Consider the following 15,690-nt stretch of genomic DNA (forward strand, 5'->3'; position numbering starts at 1 on the left):
GGACAATAGGCATAGCATAGCTTCCATCGCAACCAGTGGGAGGACACTCATGATCTTTGCGGGACACGTACGACCCATTGTCGCCGCTATGGTCGTGCTCGCGGCGACCGTCACCGTGGCGCGGGCCGAGGAGTCCAATGACTATCCCACGTCGGCGCGCGCGGAATATGTCTATGGCTGCATGAAAGCCAATGGCGAGACCAGGCAGGCGATCGAGCAATGCTCCTGCTCGATCGACGTGGTCGCCTCGATCGTGCCCTATGAAAGATATGTCACGGCTGAAACGGCACTCAGCCTGTCCCAGGTCCGCGGTAATCTCGGTACCCAGTTCAGGACGTCCGAGCAGGCGAATGCAGCGGTGAACGACCTGCGCCGGGCACAGGCCGAGGCCGAGGTGAGGTGTTTCTGATTTAGCACCGTCATTCCGGGATGGTTCGAAGGACCAGACCCGGAATCTCGAGATTCCGGGCTCGGTCTTGCGGACCGCTCCGGAATGACTGAGTGAAATAAGGACTACGTCCCCGACTTCTCCACGTCCCATTCGTTGCGGAACACGTGCCCGTCCGTATCCTTCGCCTCGGCGCGGAAGCGCTTGGCGCCGTTGGAGACATAGGTGAAGCGCAGATTGGGATCTTCCGAGATCGAGATACCGCCTTCCATCGACAACACGGGGCTGTCGTCCTGCGTCAGCTTCAGCTGGTTGATGAAGAAGGCGGGAATATACAGCTGCGTCACCTGATCCATCTGCAGGCCGGAATTGTTGGGATGGCCGATCATGATCTGTGCCTCGCGGATGCGACTGGCCGGCGCGTCCTCGCGCGCGAATTGGCGGTAGCGCATCTGACCGAGGCGATTGTTGGCCTCCTCGGCATTCTTGCCGGCCGGTGCCGAGCATCCGCCGGATGCCTTCACGTAGGTCTTGGAGACGTAGAGCTGGCCATCGCTGAGCTCGGCCACCGCATGGACGTCGGTGTAGTTGTTGACGCGCACGCGCGTGGAAATCTCGGAGACGTTGGCATCCGCGCCGAGCTCGAACTTCGCCGCCATCGGCGCCGGGTTGCGATCAATCACCAGCGTGATCGAGCGGATGCGCCGCGCATCGCCGGGTGACAGCTTGCTGCGCAGGGTCACCGGCACGATGGCCGCGTCCTCGGCGCGATAGGGCATTTCGATGGCGATGACGCCGCTGCCGTCATTCATTGCACGGTTGCTGAAAATATCCTGCACCAGGCCTGGCCAGGGATCGTAGGCGTCCTCAGCGCTAACAGGTGCGGCAAAGGCGATGCCGAGCAGCGCGGCGATCAAGGGCAGGCGGGGTGTGCATCCCATCATGGTCGTGGTCCCGTTCGGGCGACGCAATTATCAGACAAGCGTAGCGCGCCCGCTATTCCCATTCAATTTCAGAAAATGCTGCGGTTGCGTTGCGGGCGTTGTAATCGTCGAACAGTTCCCAATGCGATCGTTCGACGGCAGCTGCTTTCTCAGCGGCGGTTCGGATCGGCTCGCCCTTCTTGTTGGAGGCTCGGACGTCCGACAGCAGCGTCGAAAGATAACGCCGCTCATCGGCGACCGACGCAGGCCAGTCGCTCACAGGACCGTGACCGGGAACGACGCGGACCGCCGGAACGGCCTCCAGCTGTTTCAGCAGAGCAAGCCAGCCGCGAATGCTGCCGTCCATCACCGGAATATGGCGGAGAAAGACCAGATCGCCCGCGAACAGCGTCTTGGTGGTCTCGTCCAGCACGGTCAAATCATTGTCGCTGTGCGCTGCCGGCCAGGCCCGCAAGGTCAGCCGTCGCGATCCGAGATCGAGCGTCATCGCGTCCTTCACGAGCAAAGTGGGGGGCACGATCTTCACGGGATCGATCAGTTCCCCGCCCATGATGCGCCGGAAATTGTCGAGGTAATACGGTCCGCGGGTCGCCAGCGCCTGCGGCAGCCTGCTGTGGCCGACGAAACTGGTTCCCTCCGCGACAAAGGCTGCATTGCCGAAAACATGGTCGGGATGGCCATGGGTGTTGATGACGTAACGGATCGGTTTGCTGGTGTGGGCCCGCACTGCGGCCAGCAGCGCTTCGCCTTCACGAAGGCTGCCCCCGGTATCGATCACGGCCACCGCATCCTCGCCGACAATGAAACCGACATTGGCAATGTCGCCCTCGTTCTCGCGGGTCATCAGGGCGATGGCCCCGGAGTGCACGAAGATTCCGGGTGCGACTTCGCTCACAGGCAATTCGGCCGTCCCGGCGCGTGCTAGCGTCGCGATCCCCAGCAGGGAAAGGGCTGCGATCTTTGACGTGAGATGCGACACTTTTCCGCCTCAGTTCAGGGTTTGCCGCATTGCACTGCAATAGGATAAGCCAGCACAAAGTTGGCAAGACATGGGTGCGTCCTGCGTTGCATGGATAGCATTCGAATGAAATGAGGAGGAAGCGCGATGGAGGCCGGACGACATCGTCGCTGGTTGTTTTCACTGTGTCTGATGGTGGCGTCTTGTGCGATCGGCGACGTCGCTCGCGCGCAGACGACCGATGGTGGTGACCTCTCGTTCGAGCTGGTCGATCCCAAGGTGCTGCGGGTCTGTGCCGATCCGCGCAATCTGCCGTTCTCCAATGAGAAGGGGGAAGGGATCGAGAACAAGCTCGCCGAACTGTTCGCGGAGAAGCTCGGCAAGAAGCTCGACTACGTGTATTTCCCGCAGGCCACGGGGTTCGTGCGGATGACGCTGGGTGCGCATCGCTGCGACGTCATCATGGGCTTCCCGCAAGGCGACGATCTCGTGCAGGGCACCAATCCCTATTATCGCACGACCTACGCGCTGGTTGCGAAAGCCGGCGGCGGGCTCGAAGAGGTCGACACGCTCGAGGATTCCAGGCTGAAGGGGAAGCATATCGGCATCATTGCCGGCACGCCGCCGGCGACCAACATGGCGATCGCCGGACTCATGAGCGACGCAAAACCCTATCCGTTGATGATCGACACGCGCTACGACAATTCGGCGCAAGCCATGATCGACGATCTCACCGCGGGCAAGATCGATGCCGGGGTGCTGTGGGGGCCGATGGCCGGGTACTACGCCAAGAAAGCCGGCTCACTGCACGTGACGCCGCTGGTGAAGGAAACCACCGGGCCGAAGCTGGTCTATCGTATCGGCATGGGCGTTCGCGCCGCCGACCAGAATTGGAAGCGGCAGCTCAACAAGCTGATCCAGGAGAACCAGGGCGAAATCAACAAGATCCTGCTGGATTTCGGCGTGCCGCTGCTGGATGAGAACGACCGGCCGCTCGGCGCGGAGACGGCCAAGAAGGCGCCATGAGGCGATATCATGAGGCAACATCTTGCCGCTGCGTTCGTCGCCGCCGCCTTGATGGCGCCGGCTTTGGCGCAGCAGCAGGAGCCGTTCGAGCCTGAGGGCTATCGCACCGACAATTACCGCGCGCCGGTGCCGGCGACGCTGGAGGGCGCGCGCGTGCTCACGACGGCTGAGGTCGAGACGATCTGGCGCGCGAAGAGCGGCGCCTTCATCGATGTGTTACCGCGGGCGCCGAAGCCGAAGAACCTGCTCGCTGGCACGGTGTGGCGCGACATGCCGCGGAAAGACATTCCGGGCAGCATCTGGCTGCCGGACACCGGCTATGGTGCATTGCCGCCAGCCATGGACGATTATCTCCAGCGTGGCCTCGCGCGTGCGTCGCACGGCGACAAGGCCGCGCTGGTGGTGGTCTATTGCCTTGCCGATTGCTGGATGTCCTGGAATGCGGCCAAGCGCGCGCTAGCTTACGGCTATTCGAATGTCGCCTGGTATCCGGATGGCACCGACGGCTGGGAGCGGGCGAAGTTGCCGACAGAGGAAGCGCAGCCGGAGCCGCGACCTGAGCAGTAGGCCCCAACTCTCGCCCGTCATTGCGAGCGCACCGAAGCAATCCAGAATCTTTCCGCGGAGGGACTTTGGACTGAGTGTCGCCCTACTGCTTCTGCAACTTCGTCAGCGTGCTAGCACCATCGCTGTCGGCCGCAGAATACGTCACCCTGTCGCCGGCATGAACGGTATCCAGCATTGCGGCGTCCTTGGCCTTGTACTGCTGGAGCGCGCCGGTTGCTCCACCGGTCCCGCTGCCCACGGTGCCTTTCTGTATCTGCTGGATCGAGATGGTGTTGTTGAGCCTGTTGATGCTGGTGACCATACCGGTCATGTCGTCGGCAAAGGCACTGGATGCGAGCATGGTGACGGCTGCCGCGCCTGCGAGGATGAATCTTGTGGTTCCCATCGAGGCCTCCCGGCGTTTTGGATTCATGGGACAAGCCATCCTAGATCGATTTGGTTCCGGCAGATAGCGCGGCAAACATTAACGATCGCGTTGATATCTCCGGAACTTTATGAAGCTGTCAGCAAGCCTGACGCTATTCCATTTCCTGCTGGATCACCCGGCCGAGCGCGAACAGGCGCTGGTCGATCGTGGTCGGAACCTCGCAGACGAAGCGCACCACCTTGCGGCGGTCCTCGAAGATGCGGGTCTCCCAGATCAACTGGTTGCTCATGGCGTCGACCTTGGTGTCGTCCCGCGGCGTGGCGTCCTGGAGCGCCTGGAGCTGGATGGTCTCCTCGCGGATCTTGTCGGCGGCCTCGCGCTGCTTGCGGCTAACGCGCTCTAACCCGCTCATGACCTGGGCGCGCTGGGCGTTCAGCGTGTCGAACAGGCCGGCGAACAGCAGCTTTGCGTTGGTGCTCTTGTCGGCGGCAGAGCCGGTCAGAAACTCCTTCACCGACTTCTCGGCCTCGTCCAGCGGCGTCTTGCGTGCCGCGAGCTTGGAGACCAGCGCGCTGACCTTGCTGTCGTCCTTCCACTTGGTCTCGGCGTCACCGAGCTCCGGCCCCGCCCAGACGGCGGCCAGTGAAATCTCCGGAACCTTGGCCTGCGCACACGGCCAGTTGGGATAGCGCGGATCGGCGGCGCGCGCGGCTGTGGCTGAGGCCGCGAACGCAAGGGCCGTCAAGGCAAGTGTCCGAACCGTCATCCTTCGCCTCCCGCAGGCCCGCGCCGTGCCAGCCCGCGCGACGGATCATAGGCGAAAATCGCGCCGACCATGAAGACGATTGTGCAAGCTCCGACCACGGCGAGCGAGATCCAGTTGACCTGTCCATACAGGGCGAAGCGGATCAGCTCGACCGCATGGGTGAACGGATTGGCCTGGCAGACATAGTAGAGATAGGGACTTCCCTCCTGCACCCGCCAGAGCGGGTACAGCGCGGAGGAGGCGAAGAACATCGGAAAGATGACGAAATTCATCACACCGGCAAAGTTCTCCAGCTGCTTGATGCCAGAGGAGATCAGCATGCCGAGCGAGCCCAGCATCAGCCCTGATAGGATCAGCGCCGGCAGCACGGTGAGATAGCCTGATAGCGGCGGGGTGATGTCCCAGAACCAGGCGATGACCAGGAACGCATAGACCTGGAGCAGCGACACTGCGGTGCCCGCAAGCAGCTTGCAGAACAAGAGGAAGCCGCGCGGCAGCGGGCTCACCAGCAGCGTGCGCATATTGCCCATCTCGCGGTCGTAGACCATCGAGAGCGAGGACTGCATGCCATTGAACAGCTGGATCATCGCCATCAGCCCGGGCGCGATGAAGACCTCGTAGAGGATGTAGGTCTCGTAGGGCGGGATGATGGAGATGCCGAGCACCTGGCGGAAGCCGGCGGCGAAGATGAACAGCCACACCAGGGGGCGCACCAGCGCCGAGACGAAGCGCTCGCGCTGATGCAGGAAGCGCAGGCCCTCGCGCCAGACGATGCCGGTGAGGCAGGTCATGTATTCGCTAGCCGAGAAGCCGCGCGGAGCGTCGCGCGTGGCGATGCTGCTCATGTGCCGCCTCCCGGCATCACTTGCGCACCGGTCAGGCGCATGAAGGCGGTGTTGACGTCCTGCGCACCGGCCTCGGTGATGACACGGCTCATCGGGCCCTGCGCCAGCACCTTGCCTTGATGCAGCACCACGAGATCGTCACCAGGCATGATCTCGTCGAACAGATGCGTGGCCCAGAGCACGCCGATGCCTTGCTCGGTGACGAGCTGGCGGACATGGCTGATGATGTCGGCGCGCGCCTTGACGTCGAGGCCGACGGTCGGCTCGTCCAGCAGCAGCAGCCTCGGCCGGTGCAGCAGCGCGCGGGCGATCTCCAGTCGCCGCATCTGACCGCCGGAGAGATCGCGCACCTTGCTGCCGGCGCGATCCGAAAGGCCAATGCGCGAAAGCAGCTCGGCGCTGCGCGCGGCGGCGTCGCGGCGGCTGATGCCGTGGAGGGCGGCGTGATAGAGGAGGTTTTGCGTCAGCGACAGATCGAGATCGAGCGTGCGCGGCTGGAACACGACACCGAGCAGGCGCAGCGCCTCGCCGGGCGCGCGGCTGATGTCATGGCCGAAAATGCCGATGCGCCCGGTCTGGATGCCGAACAGCCGCGTGATCAGCGAGAACAGCGTGCTCTTGCCGGCGCCGTTGAGGCCGAGCAGGGCGGTGAAGCTTGCCGGCTGCACGTTGAAGGACACGTCCATCAGCGCGCGGCGCGGGCCGTAGGAATGGCTGACGCGGTCGATCGACAGCGCCGGCACCGCGGCTATTTCTAGCCTCGGCGTCTGCTGCGGTTCGGCGATGGGAGCAGGGCTGGTCATGGCGCGATCGTGATGCCCCAGGGCAGTTCGCCCACCTGAATGGTCTTGATGACTTTTTGCGCGGCGACGTCGATGACGGAGACGTCGTTGGAGACGCCGTTGGTCGTGAGCAGGTATTTTTCATCCGGCGTGAACGCCATGTGCCAGACGCGCTGACCGACCAAGAGGTACTTGGTCACCTTGCGTGTGGCGGTGTCGACCACGGCGACGCGGTTGGCGGGACCGAGCGCAACGAAGGCGGTCTTGTCGTCCTTGGTCATGCCGATACCGACAGGCTGGATCGCCTCTTTCCGCAGGCCCGGAATGTCGAAGGTCACCTTGCCGATCACCTCATGCTTGCCGGGATCGACGATCGAGACGGAGCCGCCGATCTCGGAGGATACCCACAATTCGGAGGCGTCGTGCCTGAACTCGGCAAAGCGCGGCCGCGCATCGACCAGCACATTCGCGACGATCTGGCGCGAGGACGTATCGATGAAATGCGCCATATTGGTCGTCTCGGAGGTGTTGATCAGAATCTTGCCGTCGGGGCTGATGGTCATGCCCTCTGGCTCGACGCCGACCTGGATGTCGCCGAGGCGGGCGCGCTTTTCCAGATCGATCACGGTGACCGTGTTGTCGTTCTCGTTGGCGACATAAAGCGTCTTGCCGGCGGCGTCCTGGGTGAACAATTCGGGGTCGGGGCCGGAAGGCAGCGTGTCGACAATGCCTTGCGTCTTGGCGTCGATCACCTGGATGGTGTCGTCGTCGCCGACCGCGACCATGACGAATTTTCCATCGCGGGTGAACTCGATGCCGCGCGGGCGCTGGCCGACCTTGATGGTCTTGGTCACGGTCCAGCTGTCGGTGTCGATCACCGAGACCGTGTTGCTCTTCTCGTTCGAGACATAGGCGATGAAGGCATGCGCGGGCGCTGCCGCCAGCATCAGTCCCGTCAGCAATCCCGCGCGCAACATCCGAACGCTCATTTCAGCTTGCATTTGCTCTCCGGGCGATCGTAGCCGAGCGTGTCGAGCTCGGAGACCTGGTGCAGAAATCCCTCCTGCGGCGACACCGACACCACCATGCGGCCATCGACGAGGAGAATCGGCTGGCGCAGCTGAAGATTCCAGTCGCGCAACGTGAGCCTTGTGCCCTTGAAGGCGGCCACCTCGAAGTTGGGGCCCTTGATGAAATCGGTGACCTTCTTGACGTCGCCGGAATTGGTGCGCGAGGTGGCCTCGCCAATCATGCGCACTGCAGTCCAGGCCTGCATGTCGAGCGCAGTCATCCGCCGTGAGTTGAGCTTGATGAAGCGGTTCTGCATCTGGATCGCGCCCCACTGGTCCTGCGCGGCATCCCAGCTGCGCGGCACCAGGCCCGCCGAGCCCGCCACAGGGCGGGGATCCCAGGTGCGGTAGGGCAGGTAGGCGGCGAAGACTTCGCTCTCGTCGGCGGCGACCAGCACGTCATAGGCGGGAGCCTGTTGCGTGAACACCGGCATCTGGTGCTGGATCAGCGTCACGCCGCTATCCGTGCGGCGCGCGCCGCCGGTATCCTCAAATGTGCGCTCCTGTACGATCTTGGCGCCGAACCGCGTCGCGGCGCGCCGGAGCGCATCGGCGTAGAGCTTGTCCTCGTCATGCGAGCCGACGACGAGCAGCCAGCGCGACCACTTCTTCCACACCAGATATTGCCCGAGCGCATCGGCCAGCATCGCGCGCGTCGGTGCGGTGTGGATGACATTGACGCGGCAATCGGCTTCGCGCAGCCGCTCGTCGATGGCGCCGGCGTTGAACAGCAGCGTGCCGCGATCGCGCAGGGCATCGGCCACTTTCAGAAGGGCGTCGGCCGGCAGATCAGCAATGATGAAGCCGTTCTTCTCGGCGAGCGCGGTCGCCGCCTGGATCGGATCTTCGCCTTCCTTGATCCGGCGCTCGTCCAGCGTGAAATGCTGGCCCGTGAATTTTCCGGTGGTGTTGTTGTCTTCGATGGCGAGCCTGGCACCGGCGACGCCATCATTCTCGGCGGGCTGCTCGACCAGCGACAGCGTTGCTCGGGTGCCGGCGACGCCGAGATAGCCGACGCCGATTGTGACCGGGTCGGCCGCGAGCGCTTGCATCGCTGCCAAACACAGGCCAATCGGGCCGAGCAACCATCGGATCATGCTTCCTCCAAAAATCCTCCCCGGCTTGACCGCCGGTTGAGAATTGTTTCTGCTGGAAGCATGACCGATTTGGCAAGGCTTGCAACCCCGCATTTCGTCCTTGCACGCACGAGCGCAGGAATCACGATCGTGCGAGCGCTGCTGTGTTTCACGGTATTGCTGTTGACGGGATCGGCCGCGTTGGCCGATCCGCCGAAACTTGCGGTGTTCGATTTTGAGCTGATCGACACCAGCCTGCCCGGCGAGTTCTACGGTTCGAAGCCGGAGGAAGCGCGCCTCGATCGCATCAGCGAGCAGTTGCGCAAGGCATTGGCTGAGTCGGGTAAGTTCCAGGTGCTCGATATCGCGCCGGTCAGGGATGCCGCCCGTCACAGCAATCTGCAGGCCTGCGGCGGCTGCGACCTCAAGCTGGCCGGGCAGCTAGGGGCGGACCTCGAGATCACCGGCCTTGTGCAAAAAGTCTCGAACCTGATCATCAATCTCAACATCTATCTGCGCGACGTGAAGACCGGCAACATGATCACGGCAGCCAGCGCCGACATGCGCGGCAACACGGATGAATCCTGGTCGCGCACGATGAGCTATCTGATCCGCAACCGTCTGCTGGCGCCGAACTACGGCAAGCCGTGAGTAGGGGACGCTCACCCTCCCCTGGAGGGTCGATCGCGCGTAGCGCGAGCGGGGTGGGGTGACAGTCTCTCCAAGGATGCGGTGCTCGAGTGGAGAGATCACCCCACCCCGCATCGCATTCCGCTGCGCTCCATGCGCTGCGACCCTCCCCCTCCAGGGGAGGGTAAGAACGAACTAGCCCTTCAATCTCTCCGCATGCCAGTGCAGATGGTCGCTCATGAAGGTCGAGATGAAGTAATAGCTGTGGTCATAGCCCGGCTGGCGCCGCAGTGTCAGCGGAATGTTGGCCTTGGTGCAGGCGGCCTGCAGCAGCTCGGGCTTGAGCTGCTCTTTCAGGAAATTGTCGGCCTCGCCGACGTCGACCAGGAAGCCGGAATATTTCGCGCCGTCCTCGATCAAGGCCACCGTGTCATGGTTGCGCCAGGCATCCTTGTTCGGACCGAGATAGCCGGTCAAGGCCTTGATGCCCCACGGCACCTGTGACGGTGCCACGATCGGGGCAAAGGCGCTGGCAGCGCGATAGCGGTGCGGGTTGCGCAGTGCCACCGTCAGCGCGCCGTGGCCGCCCATGGAATGGCCCATCACCGATTGCCGCTTGGCATCGACGGGAAAATTTCCCGATACCAGTTTGGGCAGCTCGTCGGTGACATAGCTCCACATCCGATAATTGCGCGCGAACGGCTCTTGCGTCGCATCGACATAGAACCCGGCGCCCAGACCGAAATCATAGGCATTGTTGGCGTCGCCAGGCACGTCGGGGCCGCGTGGCGAAGTGTCGGGCGCGACGAAGATCAGGCCGAGCTCGGCGCAGGCTCTGCGGAATTCGCCCTTCTCGGTGACATTGGCATGGGTGCAGGTGAGGCCGGAGAGATACCAGACCACGGGCAGCTTCGCGCCTTGGGCGTGCGGAGGAACGTAGACCGAGAACACCATGTCGGTTCCGGTCGCCTGGCTGGCATGGCGGTACACGCCCTGCACGCCGCCATAAGACATATTGGTCGAGACAGTCTGGATCGTCATGCCTGATAGCTCCGTGGCATCTCACCACATCGAGAATGTATTGCTTGTGTGACCGAAATTTGCGGCCTAGTTCTAGGCCACGCCGCTTTCGATCGCCAGCCGTACCAGCTCGACCGAGGTCTTGACGCCGAGCTTCTGACGCATGATCGAGGAGGTGTTGGCGACCGTCTTGTAGGACGATTGCACCAGCCAGGCGATCTCGGACAGGCTTTTCCCCGCGCTGAGCAGCCGCAAGATCTCCATCTCGCGCGCGTTCAGCTTCGAGAGCGGGTTCTGCGCCAGCGCAGGCCCAGCAAAGGCGATGCTGCGCGCGATCGCGCTCGGAAGATAGGTGCCGCCGCCTCCGACGGTGCGGATTGCCTCGACGAGGTCGTCAGGATCGCCGGTCTTCGACACATACCCCTTGGCGCCGCACTCGATCGCGCGTGCGGCGAAGGCGGGATCGTCGTTCATGCTGAACATGATGATGCGCGCTTCCGGTGCGCGCTCGAGGATGCGGCGCGCGAGCTCGAAGCCGGAGACGGTCGGCAGGTTGATGTCGACGACGCAGAGATCGGGGCGCTCGACGATGAAGATGCTCTCGCCATCCTCGGCGTCGGCGGCCTCCAGAATTTCGATCTCGCCTTCGTCGGCCAGCACGGCGCGGCAGCCGGAGGCGACAATGGGATGATCGTCGACGATCAAGATGCGCATAGGCGTTCCCCGTGACAGCGCCGGCCTGCATTTTCGCGTCGCATGATGCCGAACGAGACAAACGCGCCTCTTGTCGGGTCATGCAACCCGGCCGGGATTGCTGTACGTTTCCGATTAGATATCGGGCGCTTCGGCTCTGTCAACGCTGTCAGACGGGCATGAGCGATCCTTCGGGGTATGGACGAAAAGCAATGTGGCAAAATCTTTCCTTGCGCGGGCGCATCAACCTTCTGCTGGCGTTGTTGCTTGCACTTGGGCTCGCCGTCAACATCGCCCGCCAGGTCGCCGAGGCGGGGCCGCGCGTGCAGGCCGAGGACCAGAGCGTGATCCGGCTGGCGCGCGAGTTCATCGAGATGATCGTTGCCGATCTCAACGAGGCGCCGGATCCCGATGCCAGGCTGAACCAGATCGCCCATGATCTCAACCGCCTCCGCCATGTCAGCATCTCGCTGCGGGACGCGAGCGGGAACCCGCTGACACCGCCGCGCCCCGATACCGATGACGACACGGTTGGGCCGCCGGCCTGGTTCGTCAGCCTGGTTCATCCCGAGCAGACGGCGGTCAGCGTACCGGTCTCGGTGCATGACAAGCCGGGTTCGCTGGTGATTACCTCGCATCCCAATGACGAGATCGCGGAGATCTGGGACGCCATCGTCACGCAGCTCGAGGTCGGGTCAGTCATCGCGCTGGCGCTGTTCCTGGTCATGATGACAGTGGTCGGCCGGGCGCTCGCGCCGCTGGAATCGCTGGCGCAGACGATGGGCGAGCTCGAGAATGGCCGCTATGAGGCCCGCGTCGCATCCGGCGGCGCGCCCGAATTGGCTGCGATCTGCACCAGGCTCAATCACCTGGCGGCAACGCTTGGCGAGGCGGTCGAGGACAAGCGGCGCCTGGCCGAGCGCGCGGTGTCGCTCCAGGACGTCGAGCGCAAGGAGATCGCGCGCGAGCTGCACGACGAATTCGGGCCCTATCTGTTCTCGCTGCGCGCGCATGCCAGCGCGCTGGCAAAGCTCGCCGACGGACGCGCGCCGAGCGCCGAGGCGGTGCGAAAGCACGGCGGCGCTTTGCTGGAGCAGATCAACGCGCTGCAGCAGTTCACCCGCCGCGTGCTGGAGCGCCTGCGGCCCGTCGGCCTTGCCGAGCTTGGCCTCGGCAAGGCGCTGGAATCGCTGTCGCGGCTATGGCGGGAATCGCATCCTGACGTGACGATCGAGACCACGATCTCGCCGGAGCTCGGGATCACGGGCGAGACCGCCGATCTCACCATCTACCGCGTGGTGCAGGAGGCGCTCACCAACGCGTTTCGCCACGCCGGCGCGACCGCGATCGTCGTGGTGATCGAGCCGGCGGAGCAACCGGGCCGCGACGGCCGCTTCTGTGCCCGTGTCAGGGTCAGCGACAATGGCCGCGGCATGGAGCCGGGCCAGAAGCTTGGCTTCGGCCTCGTCGGCATGCGCGAGCGCATTCTGGCGCTCGGCGGCACGCTCAACGTCGCGTCGGGCGAGGGCGGCGTCACCGTCGAGGCGCTGGTTCCGACCGCAGCGGCCTGATCGCGCCAAGTTCAATCATGGAAAATTCCCGATCGGGAATAATTCCCGATTTGGTCGGGAAAACGAGTGCGAATAGCCTACGACCTTTTGTGGCTAGTGCATCAGCGAGGGCCGACTACACTTCTCCAGGCAATCGGCGACGTTCAAAACAGCCGACGTTTGGGAATGGGACGGCAGGGGATGGGCGCGCGAAAGCTTTTGATTGCCTCGATGTCGACGGGGCTGGTGCTTTGGACCGACGCAGGCATAGCCGCGCAGGATGAAGACACCAATGTCCAGAACTTGCCCGCGATCGAGGTGGTGGCGCCGCAGCCGACCGCGCGGCGCAGCGCGCCGCGAACGGCCGCACGTGTCGTGAATTCCGGCAAACCCAGGATCCACGTCTACGTCTATCCGACGGCGCCCGGCAATGCGAAGGGCCTCGACGTCGACAAGGTCCCCTCCAGCATCAGCGCGGTCGATGCCAACCAGATCAAGCGTACGGGTTCGCTGAACGTCGCCGATGCACTGCGTGACAATGTCGCTGGCGTCAACATCACCGAGGTGAGCGGTAATCCGTTCCAGCCGAATGTCGAGTTTCGCGGCTTCGTCGCCTCGCCCATAACAGGCACGCCCCAGGGGCTTGCCGTCTACCAGAATGGCGTCCGCATCAACGAAGCATTTGCCGACAGCGTCAATTGGGATCTGATCCCGACCGCCGCGATTCGGTCGGTCACGGTGGTGACCAACAATCCGGCCTTCGGCCTCAATGCGCTCGGCGGCGCCGTCAATCTGCAAATGAAGGACGGCTTCACCCACCAGGGCGCCGAGATCGACACGATGGGCGGCTCATTCGGCCGCATCCAGAGCTCGGCGCAATGGGGCAAGCAGGTCGACGCCAACTACGCCGTCTACGCCGCGCTCGAGGGCCTGCACGACAACGGCTTCCGCACCTCCTCGCAATCGGACGTGCGCCGCTTCTACGGCGATGTCGGCTACAAGGGCGGGGACAGCGAATTCCACGTCAACATGGGGCTCGCCAACAACAATTTCGGCGCATCCGCGACCGTTCCCGCCGAGCTGTTGCAGCAATATTGGGGCGCGATCTACACCAATCCGCAGACCACCAACAACCGCGTCGGCTACATCAACCTGACCGGCAAGGCCGAGGCGACGCCGACCTGGACCTTCGAGGCGACAGCGCATGCGCGTGTGTTCGAGCAGCGCGTGGTCGACGGCAACCCCACCAATGTGCAGGAATGCGCCGCGGTCGGCTTGCTCTGCTTTGACGACAACACGACGCCGGCGAACGGCCTCAATGGCGCACAGCTCACCAATCCTTTCCCGACCGGAACGCTGCTCGGCGAGCTCGACCGGACGACGACGCGATCGACCACGTTCGGCGTCTCCGGCCAGGCCACCAACACCGACAGGCTGTTCGATCACGACAACCGCTTCGTCCTCGGCGCCAGCTTCGATGCCAGCGTCACGCGATTCAATGCGTCGGCCGAACTCGGGACCATCGGTTCGGACTTCGTCGTGACCGGCAGCGGGATTCTTCTGGGCAAATCCGGCACGCCCGCGACGGGGGAGATGGGACCGGTGTCGCTGCGCACCGTCAACCAATATAGCGGTCTCTATGCGCTCGACACCTTTAACGTGACCGATGCCTTCGCCATCACGGGCGGTGGCCGCTTCAACCACGCCCGTGTCACGCTGGAGGACCAGCTCGGCATCGATCTCAATGGCGATCACACCTATGACCGCTTCAATCCTGTGATCGGCGGCACCTACAAGATCATGCCGGAGCTGACCGCCTATGCCGGCTACTCCGAGGCCAACCGCGTGCCGACCCCGCTCGAGCTCGGCTGCGCCGATCCGAACAACCCGTGCCTGATCGCATCGTTCCTGGTCTCGGATCCGCCGCTGAAGCAGGTGGTGTCCAAGACGGTCGAAGCGGGCCTGCGCGGCACGAAGGAGCTGAACATCGGCACGCTCGGTTGGAAGATCGGCGGCTTCCGCGCCACCAATCAAGACGACATCATGGGCCTGCCCGTAGCGGGGCGCCAGGGCTTTGGCTTCTTCCAGAACGTCGGCGCGACACGCCGGCAGGGCCTCGAGGCCGAGGTCAATCTGAAATCGGCAGCGCTTCAGTTTCATGCCAGCTACGCCTTCGTGGACGCGCGTTTTCTCGACGCGCTCGAACTTTCGTCCAATAGCCCGACGGCCGTACGCAATGGCGGCGTCATCCAGGTCGTGCCCGGCAACCAGATCCCGGCCGTGCCACGCCACCGCATCAAGGCCGGCGTTGAATACGCCGTCACCGAACCCTGGAAGATCGGCGGTGACGCGCTCTGGGTCTCAAGCCAGTACTATGTCGGCGACGAAGCCAACCACGAGGCCAAGCTGCCGGGCTACGCCGTGTTCAACCTGCACACGTCGTACCAGGTCGCCAAGAACGTTCAGCTCTACGGCAAGGTCGACAACGTCTTCGACAACCGCTACGCGACCTACGGCACCTTCTTCGATACCACTGCGGTGCCGAATTTCGCCAATGGCGGAGCTCCCTTCACCGACCCGCGCTCGCTGAGCCCGGCAAGGCCGCGCGCGTTCTATGCGGGGATGCGGGTGACGTTCTGAGTGCGCCGGGACGCCTTCGGCTGCCGGGGAAGAGAGGCGTATCAGGCCGTCGATCCCGGCGTGGGCACGGCGCCTGCTTTAACGGATCTGAAACCATGGAAAATGATCGAAAAATTTTAACGAAACTGTTCGGCGGTTTCCGCGTCGATGTGCCGGAGGGTCCGTCCCATGACAGAGAGCTTGAAAGAGCGGCAATTCCAGATCGCGCGCTACAGGCATCTGGAGCGCGAGGTCACCGATCCGCTTGCGGTGAGCCTGCTTCACATCATCATCGAGGATCTCGAAGCCGCCTTGCGACGAGACTCTCCGGATTCGCACGGGTCGCGTGATTAACGCTTCGTTAGTGCTCCTCATGCGGATCATTGGCG

The 15,690-nt window shown here is 63.6% G+C and carries 17 protein-coding genes; 7 read left to right on the forward strand and 10 right to left on the reverse strand.

Annotation, left to right across the window (positions count from 1 at the left end):
- Nucleotides 1-49: 49 nt before the first annotated feature.
- Entirely contained in the window at nucleotides 50-409 is a 360-nt protein-coding gene (locus tag XH89_RS10215; RefSeq protein WP_194466939.1) for a hypothetical protein, read from the forward strand.
- Nucleotides 410-513: 104 nt separating this feature from the next.
- On the opposite strand, the gene XH89_RS10220 is transcribed toward XH89_RS10215, so the two are convergent.
- Together XH89_RS10220 and XH89_RS10225 are read right to left on the reverse strand one after the other, a co-directional pair.
- The gene (locus XH89_RS10220) at nucleotides 514-1,332 is read right to left on the reverse strand and encodes a quinoprotein dehydrogenase-associated SoxYZ-like carrier (RefSeq protein WP_194466940.1); all 819 of its coding nucleotides are present in this window, start codon (nucleotides 1,330-1,332) and stop codon (nucleotides 514-516) included.
- 52 nt (nucleotides 1,333-1,384) lie between these two features.
- Nucleotides 1,385-2,176 carry a quinoprotein relay system zinc metallohydrolase 2 gene (locus XH89_RS10225; RefSeq protein ID WP_371825226.1) on the reverse strand — a complete coding sequence of 264 codons (792 nt, stop codon included), beginning with the start codon at nucleotides 2,174-2,176 and terminating at the stop codon, nucleotides 1,385-1,387.
- A 306-nt stretch (nucleotides 2,177-2,482) separates the two neighbouring features.
- Here XH89_RS10225 and XH89_RS10230 point away from each other — a divergent pair, with 306 nt between their 5' ends.
- Nucleotides 2,483-3,316 carry a substrate-binding domain-containing protein gene (locus tag XH89_RS10230; protein ID WP_246767878.1) on the forward strand — a complete coding sequence of 278 codons (834 nt, stop codon included), beginning with the start codon at nucleotides 2,483-2,485 and terminating at the stop codon, nucleotides 3,314-3,316.
- Between the two features lie 9 nt (nucleotides 3,317-3,325).
- Nucleotides 3,326-3,883, forward strand: coding sequence for a PQQ-dependent catabolism-associated CXXCW motif protein (locus XH89_RS10235; RefSeq protein ID WP_194466943.1), 558 nt, complete (start codon nucleotides 3,326-3,328; stop codon nucleotides 3,881-3,883).
- 82 nt (nucleotides 3,884-3,965) lie between these two features.
- Here the strand turns inward: XH89_RS10235 and XH89_RS10240 are convergent, their stop codons facing one another.
- The 6 genes from XH89_RS10240 to XH89_RS10265 form a co-directional block, all read right to left on the reverse strand.
- A complete protein-coding gene (locus tag XH89_RS10240; RefSeq protein WP_194466944.1) occupies nucleotides 3,966-4,268 on the reverse strand; it encodes a copper-binding protein in 303 nt (100 codons plus the stop codon).
- Between the two features lie 133 nt (nucleotides 4,269-4,401).
- Nucleotides 4,402-5,016, reverse strand: coding sequence for a hypothetical protein (locus tag XH89_RS10245; protein WP_194466945.1), 615 nt, complete (start codon nucleotides 5,014-5,016; stop codon nucleotides 4,402-4,404).
- Nucleotides 5,013-5,861, reverse strand: a complete 849-nt coding sequence (locus XH89_RS10250; RefSeq protein WP_194466946.1) for an ABC transporter permease — start codon at nucleotides 5,859-5,861, stop codon at nucleotides 5,013-5,015. Before XH89_RS10250 ends, XH89_RS10245 begins: the two co-directional genes overlap by 4 nt.
- On the reverse strand, nucleotides 5,858-6,664 hold the full coding sequence (locus XH89_RS10255) for an ABC transporter ATP-binding protein (protein WP_194466947.1): 807 nt from the start codon (nucleotides 6,662-6,664) through the stop codon (nucleotides 5,858-5,860). The genes XH89_RS10250 and XH89_RS10255 overlap by 4 nt, the downstream gene beginning before the upstream one ends.
- A complete protein-coding gene (locus tag XH89_RS10260; RefSeq protein ID WP_246767785.1) occupies nucleotides 6,661-7,644 on the reverse strand; it encodes a YVTN family beta-propeller repeat protein in 984 nt (327 codons plus the stop codon). The genes XH89_RS10255 and XH89_RS10260 overlap by 4 nt, the downstream gene beginning before the upstream one ends.
- Nucleotides 7,629-8,810, reverse strand: a complete 1,182-nt coding sequence (locus XH89_RS10265) for an ABC transporter substrate-binding protein (protein ID WP_194466948.1) — start codon at nucleotides 8,808-8,810, stop codon at nucleotides 7,629-7,631. Before XH89_RS10265 ends, XH89_RS10260 begins: the two co-directional genes overlap by 16 nt.
- A gap of 60 nt (nucleotides 8,811-8,870) precedes the next feature.
- Here XH89_RS10265 and XH89_RS10270 point away from each other — a divergent pair, with 60 nt between their 5' ends.
- A complete protein-coding gene (locus XH89_RS10270) occupies nucleotides 8,871-9,440 on the forward strand; it encodes a DUF3280 domain-containing protein (RefSeq protein ID WP_194466949.1) in 570 nt (189 codons plus the stop codon).
- A gap of 174 nt (nucleotides 9,441-9,614) precedes the next feature.
- On the opposite strand, the gene fghA is transcribed toward XH89_RS10270, so the two are convergent.
- Together fghA and XH89_RS10280 are read right to left on the reverse strand one after the other, a co-directional pair.
- Nucleotides 9,615-10,460, reverse strand: a complete 846-nt coding sequence (gene fghA, locus XH89_RS10275) for an S-formylglutathione hydrolase (protein ID WP_194466950.1) — start codon at nucleotides 10,458-10,460, stop codon at nucleotides 9,615-9,617.
- A 72-nt stretch (nucleotides 10,461-10,532) separates the two neighbouring features.
- Nucleotides 10,533-11,153, reverse strand: coding sequence for a response regulator transcription factor (locus XH89_RS10280; RefSeq protein WP_194466951.1), 621 nt, complete (start codon nucleotides 11,151-11,153; stop codon nucleotides 10,533-10,535).
- A gap of 191 nt (nucleotides 11,154-11,344) precedes the next feature.
- Here XH89_RS10280 and XH89_RS10285 point away from each other — a divergent pair, with 191 nt between their 5' ends.
- The 3 genes from XH89_RS10285 (at nucleotide 11,345) to XH89_RS10295 (ending at nucleotide 15,655) form a co-directional block, all read left to right on the forward strand.
- Nucleotides 11,345-12,703: a histidine kinase gene (locus tag XH89_RS10285; protein ID WP_194466952.1), complete on the forward strand. Its 1,359-nt coding sequence runs from the start codon at nucleotides 11,345-11,347 to the stop codon at nucleotides 12,701-12,703.
- 180 nt (nucleotides 12,704-12,883) lie between these two features.
- Complete coding sequence (locus tag XH89_RS10290) at nucleotides 12,884-15,322, forward strand: TonB-dependent receptor (RefSeq protein ID WP_246767786.1); 2,439 nt, start codon at nucleotides 12,884-12,886, stop codon at nucleotides 15,320-15,322.
- A gap of 168 nt (nucleotides 15,323-15,490) precedes the next feature.
- The gene (locus XH89_RS10295) at nucleotides 15,491-15,655 is read left to right on the forward strand and encodes a hypothetical protein (protein ID WP_194466954.1); all 165 of its coding nucleotides are present in this window, start codon (nucleotides 15,491-15,493) and stop codon (nucleotides 15,653-15,655) included.
- Nucleotides 15,656-15,690: the final 35 nt, after the last annotated feature.

It is taken from the genome of Bradyrhizobium sp. CCBAU 53340 (genome assembly GCF_015291645.1).
Taxonomy (GTDB): domain Bacteria; phylum Pseudomonadota; class Alphaproteobacteria; order Rhizobiales; family Xanthobacteraceae; genus Bradyrhizobium.

What these genes read in the sequence shown, in the direction of transcription:
- XH89_RS10250 (WP_194466946.1), bottom strand. Translation starts at nt 5,861, where the DNA reads ATGAGCAGCATCGCCACGCGCGACGCTCCGCGCGGCTTCTCGGCTAGC.
- fghA (WP_194466950.1), bottom strand. Translation starts at nt 10,460, where the DNA reads ATGACGATCCAGACTGTCTCGACCAATATGTCTTATGGCGGCGTGCAG.
- XH89_RS10220 (WP_194466940.1), bottom strand. Translation starts at nt 1,332, where the DNA reads ATGATGGGATGCACACCCCGCCTGCCCTTGATCGCCGCGCTGCTCGGC.
- XH89_RS10230 (WP_246767878.1), top strand. Translation starts at nt 2,483, where the DNA reads ATGGTGGCGTCTTGTGCGATCGGCGACGTCGCTCGCGCGCAGACGACC.
- XH89_RS10260 (WP_246767785.1), bottom strand. Translation starts at nt 7,644, where the DNA reads ATGCAAGCTGAAATGAGCGTTCGGATGTTGCGCGCGGGATTGCTGACG.
- XH89_RS10270 (WP_194466949.1), top strand. Translation starts at nt 8,871, where the DNA reads ATGACCGATTTGGCAAGGCTTGCAACCCCGCATTTCGTCCTTGCACGC.
- XH89_RS10255 (WP_194466947.1), bottom strand. Translation starts at nt 6,664, where the DNA reads ATGACCAGCCCTGCTCCCATCGCCGAACCGCAGCAGACGCCGAGGCTA.
- XH89_RS10215 (WP_194466939.1), top strand. Translation starts at nt 50, where the DNA reads ATGATCTTTGCGGGACACGTACGACCCATTGTCGCCGCTATGGTCGTG.
- XH89_RS10290 (WP_246767786.1), top strand. Translation starts at nt 12,884, where the DNA reads ATGGGCGCGCGAAAGCTTTTGATTGCCTCGATGTCGACGGGGCTGGTG.
- XH89_RS10280 (WP_194466951.1), bottom strand. Translation starts at nt 11,153, where the DNA reads ATGCGCATCTTGATCGTCGACGATCATCCCATTGTCGCCTCCGGCTGC.
- XH89_RS10225 (WP_371825226.1), bottom strand. Translation starts at nt 2,176, where the DNA reads ATGACCCGCGAGAACGAGGGCGACATTGCCAATGTCGGTTTCATTGTC.
- XH89_RS10295 (WP_194466954.1), top strand. Translation starts at nt 15,491, where the DNA reads ATGACAGAGAGCTTGAAAGAGCGGCAATTCCAGATCGCGCGCTACAGG.
- XH89_RS10240 (WP_194466944.1), bottom strand. Translation starts at nt 4,268, where the DNA reads ATGGGAACCACAAGATTCATCCTCGCAGGCGCGGCAGCCGTCACCATG.
- XH89_RS10245 (WP_194466945.1), bottom strand. Translation starts at nt 5,016, where the DNA reads ATGACGGTTCGGACACTTGCCTTGACGGCCCTTGCGTTCGCGGCCTCA.
- XH89_RS10235 (WP_194466943.1), top strand. Translation starts at nt 3,326, where the DNA reads ATGAGGCAACATCTTGCCGCTGCGTTCGTCGCCGCCGCCTTGATGGCG.
- XH89_RS10285 (WP_194466952.1), top strand. Translation starts at nt 11,345, where the DNA reads ATGTGGCAAAATCTTTCCTTGCGCGGGCGCATCAACCTTCTGCTGGCG.
- XH89_RS10265 (WP_194466948.1), bottom strand. Translation starts at nt 8,810, where the DNA reads ATGATCCGATGGTTGCTCGGCCCGATTGGCCTGTGTTTGGCAGCGATG.